We start from the raw sequence: 13,076 nt of genomic DNA, 5'->3' as shown, positions 1-13,076 counted from the left end.
CGGCGGCGCCAACTCGCTCAGCGGCTTGGCCGGCGTCGACATCATCTCCGGCTACGCGGGCGCCGACACCCTGCGCGGCGGGACGGGCGCCGACAAGCTGAGCGGCGGCTCGGGCGCCGACCGCTTCGTCTTCGCCAAGGGGGAGGCGGCGGGCGACAGGATCACGGACTTCGGCGCCGACGACCTCATCCAGCTGACCGGCTACGGCGCGGGCTCGACCATCACGAGGGTCGCCGGCAGCACCACCGACTGGGTCATCACCGACGGCGTCACCCACACGACCGAGGTCCTGAAGCTCGCCAACGGCTACACCCTGGGATCGGGCGACTTCCTCTTCGGCTGACACACCTGAGCAGCGGGGCGCTGACCGAGACGCGCATGGCTCAATTCTTGATCTTCTCCCACTTGTAGGGCTCGTCCTCGCCCTTGCGGAACGTCCCCAGGAGGTCGAGTTTCCCGTCGCCGTCTGTGTCGTAGAGTCCCGTCTCGGGTGAGCCGTCACGGTTCTTGTCGACGAGGATGGTGTCGATCTCGCGATCCCTGTCGGTGTCGAGCATCGTCAGCACCGCCTCGCGCTTGCTGTCGGGGATCACGACCGTGTAGTCGCCCTCGTCGTCGCAGTCGGAGTCGATCATGTATTCGACGCCGACCGGATCCTTGGACGGGCGGCTGTCGATCTCTGCTTCCTTGCAGACCCCGCCCGGGGCGTTCGAGCGCTTGGTCGCCGTGCGATCGGCCGTGCTCGCGAGGAGCGCCTTCACGTCGTCAGCCGACACGGCGAAATTCAGCGCCTCGCCCTCTGTCTTGAAGCTGTTGATGCCGATCACCTCGAGCTCTTCGTTCAGCAGCGGGCCGCCGGAGTTGCCGGGATTGATGGGGGTTTGCGTCTGGATGACCGTCGCCTTGTGCTCGAAACGGTCGCCCGTCGCCGTCCAGGCGTAGTCGCGGCGCACCTGGCTCACAATGCCGCGCGTGTAGGTCCAGGATTCGCCGGTCGGGTGTCCGATCGCGTGAACGTCGGCCCCGACCCGCACCGCCTCGACGGCGCCGAGGGCAAGGGGCTTGATGGCGGCAGGCAGGCCGTCGACCTGCACGAGAGCCAGGTCGGCCACTTCGTCGCGCCGCAGCACCCGGGCCTTGTGGATCTCCGCCTTCTCAAGCGACGCGCCTTCCTGGGCCGGCTTGTAGATGATCCCGACCGTCTCGAAGTCGCCGGTCACGTGCAGGTTGGTGATGATCCGACCGTCGGCGCTCACCACCACGCCGGAGCCGACACCCGCCGACGTCACGACCAGCACGACCGACGGCGAAGCCTGCTCATAGACCTTGGTTTCCGCGGCGCCGCGGGTGACGGCGCGGCCCTCCGGTTTGAGCCCGCCGAGGGTTTGGCCGTACCGCCTGACCGCGGCGCCGGAGCGGAGGGCGGCCGACCCGGCGTCCAGTGACGGCGCCACCGCGGCGCGCGCCGGCTTCCGCGCGCCGTGGGCCTGGGCGGCCGGCAGCCCCAGGTAGTCTTCCGGCGGGGCGGCTTGCGCATATGATGTCGCGGCCAAGCTTGCGGCGAGCGCGGTGATTCGGAGCCTTTTCATGGCCTTAGGTTCCCCCTCCGGATGTCGGCAGAGAAGCCTAGCTTTGCTGGGAGTCGCGGCAACCCTCTTTCTCGTCGGAGTTGCGCCAGCCTCGGCCCAACCCTCGGACGAGCAGGTCGCCGCGGCGGGGCGGCTCTTCCTGAACGGCCAGGGCCTCACGGCGCGCGCTCAACTCGCCAACCTTGCAGACGCCCAGCACGCCGACCCGGCGGCGCGTGCGCGCACACTCGTGACCCTTCTTGAGATCTGTCGCCGCATGCAGGCGAACGCGTGCCTGGCCGAGCGGACCCAGGCCTACGTCGACGCCGTCACGGCGTCGCGGTCAGCGGACCCGGCCGCCCTGATGCTGCAAGCCCTGGAGGTCGATTACTGGGTCAACGCCGCCCGGCTCGCGGCCGGCTCCAGGCCGGCGCTCGCCGAGGCGCTGGGCGACAAGGCCTGGGGCGTGGATACACCGGAGGCGGGCGTGCTCTATCTGCGGCGGCGAGCGCTGCGGACAAACATTTTGCTGGCCGGCGGCTCGCAGGAGGCGGCGGAGCGGGCGGCCGGCGAGGTGCTCGCGATCGCCGGCTCGGCGACAGCGCCGGGCCACGCCCCGCATGAGGTGGCCACCGTGCTGGCCGACGTGCTGGCGACCCTCGTGGAGTTGGGCGCATACGAGCGCGCCCACGGCCTCCACGCCGCGAGCGCGCCGTTCATCGTCGCCTTCCTCCCGCCCCGGACGCCGGAGGCCGTGATGTTCCACCGGACCGCGGCCATCCTGCTGGAGGCGGTGGACGACGGGGAGGGGTCGGCGCGGGAGACCGACGCCGTCCTGGCGGGCCTGGCGACGCTGGAGCTCGATCCGGACACGCGGGCGTGGCTCGCCGGCTGGGCGCTGAGCCAGAAGGCGGCGCTCTGCCGCGAGGCCCCTGATTGCGGCGTCCGCGCCCTGGCCGAACATCCGCTGGCCGATCTCTACAAGCTGCCCGGTCGCAAGCCCGCAAACCTCGACGAGTTGGCCTATCTGGCCGCCCGAGCCGTCGCCGCGCAGAGGGCCAGACAGCCCGACGCTGTGGCGGCCGCGGCGTTGAGCGGGCCGCTCGGTTTCCGGCCCGAACCCGAGTATCGCGCGGGCGTGGACGCCTACCGCCTGGCCGGCCAGGCGATGGCCAGGCCGCCCGGGCCGAAGAAGACCCAGGCCCTCGTCCAGCTCGGCGGGCGCGTGCGCGCCGCGACCTCGGCCACGACCGCCACCTCCCTGCCCGGATCCTGGTACCGGCCAGGGGTCTTCGACAACCTGCTGATCGGGCTGTCGCTGATCCCCGTCGCCCGCCAGGCCGCCGACCCCGAGACGGCGTTCGCCCTCGTCCAGCTCGCGAGCCGCTCAGGCCCCGGCTTCGACGCCGACGCCATGACGCTGCTGGCGTCGGCGCGCGACCCCGACCAACGGCGCATGGCGCACGATGGCCTGCGGCTGCGGGCGCGGCGGGACCGGCTGGAACAGGCCTCGATCATGGAGATGATCCGGCGCATGGGCTCACCTGTCGCGGGACCGAGGTTCGGCTACGACACCGCCCGCCTGGCCGAGCTCGCCGAGCTGAATGCGCGGCTCGCGGTCTCCGACAAGGCGCTCGTGCAGGCGGGCCTCGCGACCTCCGGCCCCAACCTCGTCAGCCTCCGGAAGCTGCGCAGCGTCCTCGGCCCGGACGAGGCCGCACTGGCCTACGCGCCGGTTGGAAGCCAGTTCGTCTACGCCTGCGTCCGCCGTGAGGGGATGACGGTCGTGACCGCCCGTCCGGACACCAGCCGCGTCAGCCTGGACGCCCGGCTCCTCGAAGCCGCGCTGTCGGCGACGCATGCGCCGGACGACACGGCCGACAGCCAGTTCCCCGTCGCCGCGGCGGTGCGGCTCTACGATGTCCTCCTGCGGCCATTTGAGCCCTGCCTGAAACCCGGGGATCGCGTGGCCTGGCTGTCACCGATGGTCAGCGTGGGCGGGCTGCCGCTTGCCGCCCTGCTGCCGCGCGCCCCGCCCCGCCGCGGCGACGGCTACGACCTCGCCGCGGCCGAGTGGTTCGTGCGCTCCCACGCCGTGAGCTTCGCCGGCTCCGCCAGCGCGCTGGTCGCGGCGCGCTCGGCCCGGCCTCGCCCGCCGGCCCGCGAGTTCCTGGGCGTCGGAGATCCCGTCCTGGACGGCGCCGAGGCCGAGGACGTGCGCAAGGCGGGGCTGGGCCCCTTGCCCGAAACCGCAGCCGAGCTGGCGGCGTCCGCGCGTCCCTTCCGGACGGCGCAGATCCTGACCGGCGCGGCCGCCACTGAGGCGCGGGTGCGCGAGGCGCTCGCCCCCGGCGCGCGGCTGATCTCATTCGCGACGCACGGCGTCATGCGAGGCGAGGTCGAACACGTGTCCGAGCCGGCGCTGGTGCTGACGCCCTCCGGCGGCCCTGACCACGACGGCTTCCTCACCGCCTCGGAAATCGCCGACCTGGACCTGCCCGCGGACTTCGTGGCGCTTTCGGCCTGCAACTCGGCCAACCTCAGCTTCACCCGCATCGCGCAGGACCTGCCGGCCCTCAGTTCGGCCTTCGCCCAGGCCGGCGCGCGAGGCGTGCTGGGTACACTGTGGTCCGTGAACTCCGAGACAGGGGCAGCCGTTGTCGCGGACCTGTTCGAGCGACTCGGCGCCGCTGAAACGGCGAGCCCGGCCCTTGCTCTCGCGCAGGCCCAACGGGCCTACCTGGCCGCGCCGCCCAGCCGCGCCCGTCTGCATCCGCGCTTCTGGGCGCCCTTCGTCATCCTGGGCGACGGGGCCGGCGGCCCCTAGGCGTCCTCCGCCTCGACCCCGACTTCGGCCAGCACCTCGTCGGTGTGCTCGCCCAGCTTGGGCGGGTGGCGGCGCAGGTTCGCGGGCGAGGCGGCGAACTTCACCGGCGGCTTCATCAGCCGGTAGCGCCCGATCTCGGGGTGCTCGTACTCCTGGAAGAACTCCACCGCGTTCAAGTGCGGGTCGTCGGCCAGGTCGTCCAGGGTGTTGGTCTTCACCACCGGGATCGACAGGGGCTTGAGGATATCCAGCCACTCCTGGGTCGTCTTGGTCGCCGCGGCCTCCTCGATCATGCCGTAGAGCTCGCGGGTGTGCTTGGCCCGGGTGGCGTAGTCGGCGAAGCGCGGGTCGGACTTCACCTGCTCGCCGAAGCCGGCGGCGTCGAAGAACTGGTCCCACTGCCGGTCGGTGTAGGGCAGGAGGCCGATGTAGCCGTCCTTGGTCCTGAACGGCTTGCGGTTCGGGTTGACCACCCGCTGGTAGCCCCACTGCCCGGTCGGCGGCTCGAAGGTGTGGTCGTAGAGGTGCTCGACCAGCAGGAAGCTCGTCACGCACTCGAACATCGGCACTTCCACGAACTGGCCCTGGCCGGTGCGCGCCTTGTGCAGCAGGGCGGCGGTGACGGCCTGCGACAGGAAGAGGCCCGAGACCTTGTCGGCCACCAGGGTCGGCAGGATGCGCGGGACCGGGTTGCCGTCGGTGCGCGGCAGGATGTCGGCCATGCCCGAGGCCGACTGGATCAGGTCGTCATAGGCCGGCTCACCGGCGTAGGGGCCGTCCGAGCCGTATCCGGCGGCGTGGACGAAGATGATGTCGGGCTTGATCGCCGCCACGTCCTCGTAGCTGAGGCCCAGCCGCTTCATGCCCTCGTAGCGCACCGACGAGGCCAGCACGTCGCACGAGCGGATGATCTTGCGTAGCGCCCGCTTGCCGGCCTCGGACTTCATGTCGAGCAGGATCGAGCGCTTGTTGCGGTTGATGGTGAGGAAGATCGGGCCCATGCCGCGCGGGGCGCCCTCGGGCAGGTGGCCGGCCCAGCGCATGATGTCGCCGCCGTCGCCGCGGCCCGAGCCGGGGTCCTCCAGCTTGATCACGTCGGCCCCCTGGTCGGCCAGGATCTGGGTGCCGTAGGCGCCGTTCACGACGCTGGTCAGGTCCAGGATGCGGATGCCGCTCAAGGGGCCGGTGGGCTTCTCGGCGAAGGTCTTGACGGTCATCGGCATCCTCTCACGCGTGTTCCAGCCTTTGGATCATCGCCTGGAGATCGGCAACGATCGCGTCCTGTTTGTCCTCGAGGCGCGGCACGGTCCCGGCCACGCCGACCGCCGACACCCGTCCGAACGGCCCTTTGGGCAGCGCCGCCCCGATGATGCCCACCCCGGGCGAGATGGCGTTCCTGGAGAAGGCGTAGCCGCGGGCGCGGACTTCACCCACCCGGGCCATCAGCTCCTCGCGCGACTGTACGCCACCTTCCCCAGCGGCATTGATACGCCGCCGCAGCCGCTCGATCTCGGCGTCGGTCTTACCGGAAAGCAGCACCAGGCCGAGGCCGGACCGGGCGAGCGGCCGCAGCGTTCCTGGCGGCAGGCGGACCTGCACGGCATCGCTTGAATGGATCAGGTGGACGTACTGCGCGTGCAGGTCGCTCTGCACCGCGAGTATGACCGTCTCGGCCGTCTTGCGCTGCAGGTCCTCCAGCGCGGGCAAGAGCTGGCCGTCGCCGAACAGGGCGCCCGGCACCCAGGCGCCGAGGACTGCGATCCGCATGGTGGGGAAGTAGGTGCGCCGCTCGCGGTCGTAGTCGAGGTAGCCCAGTTGGACGAGCGACTTCATCAGCGCCGAGCCCGATGAGGTGGGGTAGCCCAGCTCGTCCAGGATCTCCTTCAGCGCCAAGGGCCGGCGATGGCGCGCGAAGACCTCGAGGATCTCCAGCGCCCGCTGCGCCGACTTGACCGCACCCTCCGCCACGAAACCCAGGTCCCTACGTCAATGATCCACATATGTGGAAATTGTATCCACATATGGGCGAAACTCGTCGGAGCTAGTATCCCGTCGCGCGGGCCTGTTCAATGGCCGCCAACGAGGACGGGGAAGCGCCATGGACTTCGAACTCTCCGAAGAGCACCGGATGCTCCGGGACCTCGTGCAGAAGTTCGTGCGCGACGAGTTGATGCCGCTGGAGGCCGGCGTCATGCAGCGCGAGGCCGAGGGCAAGGGCCTGGGCCTCGATCCCGCCGACCACGTCCGCCTCGACAAGAAGGCCCACGAGCTCGGCCTGTTCGGCCTGGACGCGCCGGAAGATGTCGGCGGGTCTGACCTGCCGATGACCGCCATGGTCGGCGTCGAGGAGGAGATCGGCCGCTGCGTCACGCCCTACACCCTGCCGCCGGATAGCCCGAACCTGCGCATGCTGATGCAGACGGTGAACGACCGGCAGCGCGACGCCTACCTCGCCCCCTACGTCGCCGGTAAGACCGTCTCGGCCATCGGTATTTCCGAGCCGGGCGCCGGGTCCGACCCCGCCGCAATGACCACCCGCGCCGTCCGCGACGGCGACGACTGGGTCATAAATGGCAGAAAAATATGGATTTCTCGCGCCGCCGACGCCGACTTCACCATCCTGATGGCGGTGACCGACGTGGAGAAGAAGGCCCGCGGCGGGATCACGGCCTTCCTGGTCGACAAGGGGACGCCGGGCTTCAACGTGCTGCGGCGGATCCCGATGGTGGGCGGGGCCTACACCTACGAGGTGGCGCTGGAGGACTGCCGGGTCGAGAGCTGGAAGCTGCTGGGCCAGGAGGGCGCGGGGTTCGCGCCCATGCAGACCCGGCTGGGCACCCGGCGCATCCAGATGGCGGCCTGGTCCGTGGGCATGGCCCAGCGGGCGATGGAGATGGTCATCGAGTACGCCCCGCAGCGGAAGACCTTCGGCGTGCCCCTTTCCGAGCGCCAGGCGATCCAGTTCTGGGTGGCCGAGGCGGCGACCAAGATCCACGCCGCGCGGCTGATGACCTACGACTGCGCCTGGAAGCTGGACAACGGCCGCGACGTCCGCTCCGAGATCAGCATGATCAAGTGGTACGCCACCGAGATGGCCTACGAAACCGTGGACCGCGCCATGCAGGCGTTCGGCGCCATGGGTATGACCAAGGAACTACCGCTGCAGCTCATGCAGGCGAAGCTGCGCACGATGCGGATCTACGATGGCCCTACGGAGGTCCATAAGTGGGTCGTGGCCAGGAACCTGTTGGGGACGAGACGATGAAGACGCAGTTCGGCGACCATGTGAGCGTCGCGATGGATGGCCACGTGGCCGTGGTCACCCTGAACCGGCCGCCGCACAACTTCGTCTCGGTGGAGTTCATGCGCGACCTGGCCGACGCCTGCGACGCCGTCGACGGCAACCCGGATGCACGGGCCATCGTGCTGCAGGCCGAGGGCAAGAGCTTCTCCGCCGGCGCCGACTTCGCCTCCCCGAACGACCGGGTGGCATCGGGCATGGAGGGGATCAACGCCCTCTATGTGGAGGCGGTCAGGCTCTACTCGGTGGCGACGCCGATGGTCGCGGCGGTGCAGGGCGCGGCGATCGGCGCGGGCCTGGGCCTGGCGCTGGTGGCCGACTTCCGGGTCGTGAGCCCCGAGGCGCGCTTCTCGGCCAACTTCGTGAAGCTGGGCTTCCACCCCGGCTTCGGGATCACCTATGCCCTGCCCCGCATCGTCGGTGAGCAGAAGGCGGCGCTGATGATGCTGACCGGCCGCCGCATCAAGGGCGACGAGGCGCTGGCCTGGGGCCTCGCCGACGAGCTGGTCGCGCCGGACGAGCTGCGCCCCGCGGCCCTGCGCCTGGCCGCCGAGATCGCCGAGAACGCGCCCCTGGCCGTGGTCGAGACGCGCAAGACCCTGCGCGAGGGCCTGGCCGCCGCCATCAAGGCGCGGACCGACATCGAGCACACCAAGCAGAGCGTGCTGCGCGCCACCGAGGACTTCCAGGAGGGCGTCCGTTCGGTGGCCGAGCGGCGGCCCGGGAACTTCGCAGGCCGCTGAACGTGGCCGCGCGGGCCCTCGTCGCAGCGTTCCTCCTGGCGATGGCCTCCCCGGCCGTCGCCGAGGACCAGGTCGAGGTGCGTACACGCTCCGACGCCGTCGGCGACGTCTACCGGTTCCGCTCGGACAGCCGCTACGCCGAAGCCTCGGCGGGCGGCAAAGCCAGCCAGAGCAACAGCCAGGTCTTCGAGATCGAGGTGCTGGGGGTCGCGCCCGAGGGGCTGAGGCTGCGCTACACGCTGAAGGAAGCGACCCTCAGCGACACATCGGGTCCGGCGATGGCGACGGCGATGAAGGCGCTGATCGGCGTGCCGCTGGAGTTCCGGGTGCGCTCGGACGGCATGCTGAGCGCCCTCGACAACTGGGCCGACTACAAGGCCCGCGTCCTGGCGGCGGTGGACGCGAGCCTTCCGGCCGGCGATCCGATCCGCAACACCTACCACCAGCGCTTCGGCCAGGAGCCGATCAACGCCGCCGAGGACATGGTTCTGGCCGACGTGCGGCTGATGGCCGTCATGGAGCCGCGCGGCCCGGTCATACTCGGTATGTCCGACGTCGTGGACAACCGCCGCCGCCCGCCGGGCCGGGCGCTCTCGACGGTCTCCGTGACCAAACCGGGCTGCGAGCTGCGGCTGGTTCGCGCCAGCGCCTCGCGGACGCCGGGCGTCGTGCAGGACCTGACCACCGAGGCGACCGTTTCGGTGCGCGACGGCCGGATCCTGTCGCTCACCCAGCGGCGCGCCGACCGCGCCGGCGGCGAGTCGAGCGAGGAGCAGGTGACCATCCGGCGCATCTCGGCCGCGCCGGGCTGCTAGCCTTCCGAAAACCGCAGCGCCGCTTCGCGCTCGCACTCGGCGGCGAGTTCCTTGCAGAGCATAGACAGGATCACCAGGGCGCGGCCCTCGACGTCCGCGGCCTCGGCGCCGGCGTGCCAGTCGACCGACATGTCGATGGCGAGCTCGGGGACCAGTTCGTTGCGAGCCACGACCGTCACCAGGGCGGAGCCCGGGTCGCCCGGCTGGGCCTCGGCCGTGACGGTCCAGCGGAACTGTCCCGGCCCCTCGCTCATAGCCGTTCCATCTGCTCAAGCTGGCGCGCCGCGCCGACGATCGCCGGGTAGGGGTGCAGGACGAGATAGGTGGGGATGTCGTGGACGTAGTCGGAGAGCCGGCCCTTGTCCTCGAAGCGCTGACGGAACGCGCCGGTCGCCAGCTTCTCGGCGATGCGGGGCGCGATGCCGCCCGAAACGAACACCCCGCCGCGGGCGCCGAAGGTGAGCGCGAGATCGCCCGCCACGGAGCCCAGGATGCGGCCGAAGCGGTCGATGGTGGCCGCGGCCAGGGGATCGCCCACCATGCCCTCGGTGGTCACCGCTGCTTCGTCCGGCAGCGGCGCCGGCTGGCCCTGCAGTTCGGCCAGGATCGTATAGAGGTCATAGAGCCCCTGGCCCGACAGGATGCGCTCGATCGAGACGCGGCCGTACTTGGCCGCCAGCCGCTTCAGGATCTCGACCTCGACCTCGTCGGCCGGCGCGAAGCCCGCGTGGCCGCCTTCGGTGGAGATCGGCAGGTCGCCGCGCTCGCTGCGCGCCAGCCCCGCGACGCCGAAGCCCGTGCCCGCGCCCAGTGCAAGCATCGGGCACTCCCGCGAGCCGCGCGGCAGCGCTGGGCCCAGCGCGCGCAGGTCGGGTCCCTCGAGCAGCGGGCAGGCCAGGGCCTGGGCCGCGAAGTCGTTGATCAGCTCGACGGCCTCGAACTCGAAGTGGGCCAGGAGATCGCCCTCGGACACCACCCAGTCGAGGTTGGTGAACTCGATCTCGCCGTCGACCACAGGGCCGGCCACGGCCAGCACCGCCCGCGGCGGCCGCTTCTTGCCCGCCGTGGTCTCGATGTACTCGGCGACGATGTCGGCGAGGCTCGCGTAGTCCTTGCAGGGAAAGGTGCGCGGATTGCGGATGTGGCCCTGGCCGTCCACCAGCGCCAGGCGCGCGTTGGTGCCGCCGACGTCACCGACCAGACCGACCCATTGCGAACGCATCACGCGGCCTCGAACAGGGCGCAGGCGCCGGTGTCGGCCGGGCCCGCGGCGCGGCGCATCCAGCCGAACAGCTCGCGGCCATACCCGTGGTCGGCCGGCGGTACGGCCGCCCGCTCCCGACCCATCAGCTCGCGAGTATCGACCTTGATCTCAAGGGCGCCGGCCTCGGCGTCCAGGCGGATCACGTCGCCGGTGCGGACGTAGGCGAGCGGCCCGCCGCACGCCGCCTCGGGCGTCATGTGGATGGCCGCCGGCACCTTGCCGCTGGCGCCGCTCATCCGGCCGTCGGTGACCAGCGCCACCTTGAAGCCCTTGTCCTGCAGCACGCTCAGGGTGGGCGTCAGCGAGTGCAGCTCGGGCATGCCGTTGGCCTGCGGGCCCTGGAAGCGGACCACGGCGATGAAGTCGCGGGAGAGCTCGCCGCGCTTGTGCGCCGCCAACAGCTCGTCCTGGTCCTCGAAGACGATGGCCGGCGCCTCGACAATGCGGTGCTCGGGCTTCACCGCCGAGGTCTTGATGACGCCGCGGCCCAGCGGACCGGTCAGCAGGCGCATGCCCCCCTCGGCCTGGAACGGGTCGTCCACCGGCCGCAGGATGTCGCGGTCGAGGCTGGCGGCCGGACCGTCGCGCCAGACCAGCTTGCCGTCCTCCAGGAACGGCTCCTGCTGGTAGCGCCGAAAGCCCTGGCCGGCCACCGTCACCACGTCGTCGTGCACGAGACCCGCGTCCAGCAGGGTGCGGGTGACGAACGACATGCCGCCGGCCGCGTGGAACGCGTTCACGTCCTCGGACCCGTTCGGATAGACCCGTGCGATCAGTGGGGTCACGCGGGAGAGGTCGTTGAAGTCCTCCCAGGTGATGTGGATGCCGGCCGCCCGGGCCATGGCGAGGATGTGCAGGGTGTGGTTGGTCGAGCCGCCGGTGGCCAAGAGGCCCGCGATGGCGTTGACCAGGCTCTTCTCGTCGATCACCGCCGAGAACGGGGTGTAGGCGTTGCCGCCGTCGCGGATCTCGATCGCCCGCTTGGGCGCGGCCGCTGTGAGCGCGTCACGGAGCGGGGTGTTCGGGCTGACGAAGGCCGCGCCCGGCAGGTGCAACCCGGTCATCTCCATCATCATCTGGTTCGAGTTGGCCGTGCCATAGAACGTGCAGGTGCCGGGGCCGTGGTAGCTCTTCATCTCCGAGGTGAGGAGCTCGTCCCGCGTGGCCTTGCCCTCGGCGTAGAGCGCGCGGACGCGGGCCTTCTCGGCGTTGGAGATGCCGCTGGTCATCGGGCCGCCCGGCACGAAAATCGTCGGCAGGTGGCCGAAGGCGGCCGCGCCGATGAACAGGCCCGGCACGATCTTGTCGCAGATGCCCAGCATCAGCGCGGCGTCGAAGGCGTCGTGGGTCAGCGCCACCGCGGTCGACATGGCGATCACGTCGCGGCTGAACAGCGACAGCTCCATGCCGGGCCGGCCTTGCGTGACGCCGTCGCACATCGCGGGCACGCCGCCGGCGAACTGGGCGGTGGCCTCCACCTCGTGAGCGGCCTGACGGATGATGTCCGGGAAGCGCTCGTACGGCTGATGGGCCGAGAGCATGTCGTTGTACGACGAGACGATGGCCACGTTGGGCGCGGTCGGGTCGCGCATGCGCTGCTTGTCACCCTCGGGCGAAGCGGCGAAGGCGTGGGCCCAGTTGGCGCAGCTGAGCTTGCCGCGGCCGGGGCCGGCGTCGCGCGCGGCCTCCATCCGCTCCAGGTAGTCTGTGCGGGTCTCGCGACTGCGCTCGACGATCCGCTCGGTGACCTCGGCGGTGACAGGATGCATGGACTTCAACCTCCGTCCGGGGTCCAGAAGATGCGGATAGGCGCCTTGGATTGCGAGATCAGCCGGCCGACCGGCAGGTCTTCGCCCGCCAGGGCCCGCTGAACGACCCCGCGCTTAGTCTCCCCGGCGATCAAAAGAAAGATGGCCCGCGCATCGACGAGCGCGCGCAGGGTGAGGGTGATGCGCGCAACCGGCGGCTTGCCGAGGCCTGCGGGCACGGGGCGCGTGAGGTCGGAGGTGCTGAGCGCGTCCTCCAGTCCGGGGTCGCCAGGGATCAGCGAGGCGATGTGGCCGTCCTCGCCCATGCCCAGCATGACCGCGTCGAACGGCAGCAGCGCCGCCAGCGCCGCTGACTCGGGTTCGGGCCACAGGGCCAGCAAGTGCGCCCGCCGGCCGCCGCGCTGGCCCAGCCGCTCGCGCACGAGCTTCGCATTGGACGCAGGATCGTCAGGCTCCACACAGCGCTCGTCCGAAAGGGTGACGATCACGCGGTTCCAGTCGAGGTCGGCGTCGGCGAGACGGTCGTAGACCGGACCGGGCGAGCGGCCGCCCGTCGCCACCAGGCCGGCGCGGCCGCGCAACCGCAGCGCCTCGGCCAGGCGGGCCGACACGGCGTGGCTCGCGGCTTCCGCCAGGGCGTCAGCCGTCGGATAAGTCTCGATCATGCGCGCCTCATAACGCGCCGCCACGCCATGCGGCGCCAGAATTCGCGTTGCTGTGGAACTTCCACGCCCCGGCCCGCGTCCTACTCAAGGATGTCAGGCGCCGCGATCGGGACGCGTGCGGCCT

The 13,076-nt window shown here is 71.0% G+C and carries 12 protein-coding genes; 5 read left to right on the top strand and 7 right to left on the bottom strand.

Annotated features, from left to right (window positions below):
• The coding region (locus tag VGD44_RS02390; protein ID WP_414694608.1) for a calcium-binding protein at window positions 1-343 on the top strand (343 nt) is incomplete at its 5' end.
• Between the two features lie 40 nt (window positions 344-383).
• Here VGD44_RS02390 and VGD44_RS02385 read toward each other — a convergent pair.
• Complete coding sequence (locus tag VGD44_RS02385) at window positions 384-1,589, bottom strand: serine protease (protein ID WP_331083492.1); 1,206 nt, start codon at window positions 1,587-1,589, stop codon at window positions 384-386.
• A 43-nt stretch (window positions 1,590-1,632) separates the two neighbouring features.
• Between VGD44_RS02385 and VGD44_RS02380 the strand changes: the two genes are divergently transcribed.
• Complete coding sequence (locus VGD44_RS02380) at window positions 1,633-4,395, top strand: CHAT domain-containing protein (protein WP_331083490.1); 2,763 nt, start codon at window positions 1,633-1,635, stop codon at window positions 4,393-4,395.
• Here VGD44_RS02380 and VGD44_RS02375 read toward each other — a convergent pair.
• Both VGD44_RS02375 and VGD44_RS02370 read right to left on the bottom strand, forming a co-directional pair.
• Complete coding sequence (locus VGD44_RS02375) at window positions 4,392-5,612, bottom strand: CoA transferase (RefSeq protein ID WP_331083488.1); 1,221 nt, start codon at window positions 5,610-5,612, stop codon at window positions 4,392-4,394. The genes VGD44_RS02380 and VGD44_RS02375 overlap by 4 nt on opposite strands.
• 10 nt (window positions 5,613-5,622) lie before the next feature.
• Window positions 5,623-6,363, bottom strand: coding sequence for an IclR family transcriptional regulator (locus tag VGD44_RS02370; RefSeq protein WP_331083486.1), 741 nt, complete (start codon window positions 6,361-6,363; stop codon window positions 5,623-5,625).
• Window positions 6,364-6,493: 130 nt separating this feature from the next.
• Here VGD44_RS02370 and VGD44_RS02365 point away from each other — a divergent pair, with 130 nt between their 5' ends.
• The 3 genes from VGD44_RS02365 to VGD44_RS02355 are packed head-to-tail and all read left to right on the top strand — an operon-like array spanning window position 6,494 to window position 9,254.
• On the top strand, window positions 6,494-7,660 hold the full coding sequence (locus tag VGD44_RS02365) for an acyl-CoA dehydrogenase family protein (RefSeq protein ID WP_331083484.1): 1,167 nt from the start codon (window positions 6,494-6,496) through the stop codon (window positions 7,658-7,660).
• The gene (locus VGD44_RS02360) at window positions 7,657-8,439 is read left to right on the top strand and encodes an enoyl-CoA hydratase/isomerase family protein (protein WP_331083482.1); all 783 of its coding nucleotides are present in this window, start codon (window positions 7,657-7,659) and stop codon (window positions 8,437-8,439) included. The genes VGD44_RS02365 and VGD44_RS02360 overlap by 4 nt, the downstream gene beginning before the upstream one ends.
• 2 nt (window positions 8,440-8,441) lie before the next feature.
• Window positions 8,442-9,254: a hypothetical protein gene (locus VGD44_RS02355; protein ID WP_331083481.1), complete on the top strand. Its 813-nt coding sequence runs from the start codon at window positions 8,442-8,444 to the stop codon at window positions 9,252-9,254.
• On the opposite strand, the gene VGD44_RS02350 is transcribed toward VGD44_RS02355, so the two are convergent.
• The 4 genes from VGD44_RS02350 to pgl are packed head-to-tail and all read right to left on the bottom strand — an operon-like array spanning window position 9,251 to window position 12,952.
• Window positions 9,251-9,508: a hypothetical protein gene (locus VGD44_RS02350; protein ID WP_331083479.1), complete on the bottom strand. Its 258-nt coding sequence runs from the start codon at window positions 9,506-9,508 to the stop codon at window positions 9,251-9,253. The genes VGD44_RS02355 and VGD44_RS02350 overlap by 4 nt on opposite strands.
• The gene (gene glk, locus VGD44_RS02345; RefSeq protein WP_331083476.1) at window positions 9,505-10,476 is read right to left on the bottom strand and encodes a glucokinase; all 972 of its coding nucleotides are present in this window, start codon (window positions 10,474-10,476) and stop codon (window positions 9,505-9,507) included. Before glk ends, VGD44_RS02350 begins: the two co-directional genes overlap by 4 nt.
• A complete protein-coding gene (gene edd / locus VGD44_RS02340; RefSeq protein WP_331083474.1) occupies window positions 10,476-12,287 on the bottom strand; it encodes a phosphogluconate dehydratase in 1,812 nt (603 codons plus the stop codon). Before edd ends, glk begins: the two co-directional genes overlap by 1 nt.
• 5 nt (window positions 12,288-12,292) lie before the next feature.
• Window positions 12,293-12,952, bottom strand: a complete 660-nt coding sequence (gene pgl / locus VGD44_RS02335) for a 6-phosphogluconolactonase (protein ID WP_331083472.1) — start codon at window positions 12,950-12,952, stop codon at window positions 12,293-12,295.
• Window positions 12,953-13,076 lie beyond the last annotated feature (124 nt).

It is taken from the genome of Phenylobacterium sp., from assembly GCF_036402295.1.
In the GTDB taxonomy this organism is placed as follows: Bacteria; Pseudomonadota; Alphaproteobacteria; order Caulobacterales; family Caulobacteraceae; genus Phenylobacterium.
Note: the sequence above shows the minus strand (reverse complement) of the source record. Positions and strands in the feature narration are given on the sequence as shown.

Coding starts and splice junctions, on each gene's coding strand:
- edd (WP_331083474.1), bottom strand. CDS start 12,287: ATGCATCCTGTCACCGCCGAGGTCACCGAGCGGATCGTCGAGCGCAGT.
- VGD44_RS02350 (WP_331083479.1), bottom strand. CDS start 9,508: ATGAGCGAGGGGCCGGGACAGTTCCGCTGGACCGTCACGGCCGAGGCC.
- glk (WP_331083476.1), bottom strand. CDS start 10,476: ATGCGTTCGCAATGGGTCGGTCTGGTCGGTGACGTCGGCGGCACCAAC.
- pgl (WP_331083472.1), bottom strand. CDS start 12,952: ATGATCGAGACTTATCCGACGGCTGACGCCCTGGCGGAAGCCGCGAGC.
- VGD44_RS02365 (WP_331083484.1), top strand. CDS start 6,494: ATGGACTTCGAACTCTCCGAAGAGCACCGGATGCTCCGGGACCTCGTG.
- VGD44_RS02375 (WP_331083488.1), bottom strand. CDS start 5,612: ATGACCGTCAAGACCTTCGCCGAGAAGCCCACCGGCCCCTTGAGCGGC.
- VGD44_RS02385 (WP_331083492.1), bottom strand. CDS start 1,589: ATGAAAAGGCTCCGAATCACCGCGCTCGCCGCAAGCTTGGCCGCGACA.
- VGD44_RS02360 (WP_331083482.1), top strand. CDS start 7,657: ATGAAGACGCAGTTCGGCGACCATGTGAGCGTCGCGATGGATGGCCAC.